This window comes from Priestia sp. P5_B4 (assembly GCF_056400385.1).
This window is the reverse complement of the sequence record NZ_JBFULJ010001285.1, coordinates 1-797: the sequence shown is the minus strand read 5'-3', so window position 1 is coordinate 797 and position 797 is coordinate 1. Positions and strand designations below refer to the sequence as shown.

General features: G+C 35.8%; 1 protein-coding gene and 1 pseudogene. Both read right to left on the bottom strand.

What is annotated here, in order from left to right; all coding sequences use genetic code 11:
- Nucleotides 1-505: ABC transporter transmembrane domain-containing protein (locus AC1DRF_RS30525; protein WP_477742638.1), on the bottom strand; the 505-nt coding region annotated here is incomplete at its 3' end.
- A 15-nt stretch (nucleotides 506-520) separates the two neighbouring features.
- Nucleotides 521-797 (bottom strand): annotated as a pseudogene (locus tag AC1DRF_RS30520) (ABC transporter ATP-binding protein); the annotation flags it as partial.

Here is a 797-nt window from a genome sequence, read left to right as displayed (position 1 = left end):
GATCCATAAACAGGTTAACTACCCCGTTGGTAAATAAATCTTGAAGAGAGTTAATATCATTCATGATCCTTACAAGAATAGAGCCTCCTGAACGCGTATCAAAAAACCGGTGCGACAGCCCTTGAATATGCGTAAATAAATGTTTTCTTAAATCATATATAACGTGCTGCCCGAGTTGGTTCATCCATTTAATTCGAAAGATATTCGAAATATAAGATAGTACATACAAGCTAAAGATTATGAAAACTAACTGCATGAGCAGCGTGCTATTTTTATCTTTTACAGCATGATCAAGCGTATATACACCTATCAAAATAGGAATAGCGAGTCTAATGACCGTTGTGATAATGACCATAAGAAACGAGAAAGGAAGCAAGTTTTTTCGATATGGATGAAGATAACGAAACAAGCGGGCCATTTGCTTCCAGTTAAACATCTTATCAATGATTTGATCTGTTTGATAATAAAAGCGCTCTCGCACAACTTTATTTTTTTCGGCTTCCATTCTATTCCTCCCTTGTTATACGTTCATCACTGACGTATTGCTTTCATATTGAATGTCATAAATATTTTTATAAATCCCTTCCTTTTGAATGAGCGTTTTATGGCTTCCTCTCTCTTTTATTTGACCTTCATGCAAGACTAAGATTTCATCGGCATGTCGCAAAGAAGAAAGGCGGTGTGCGATAATAAACGTAGTACGATTTTTCATCACTTCTTTTAAAGCCAATTGAATTTCTCTTTCTGTTTTCATATCAACAGCACTCGTGGCATCATCTAATACTAAGATGCTAGGG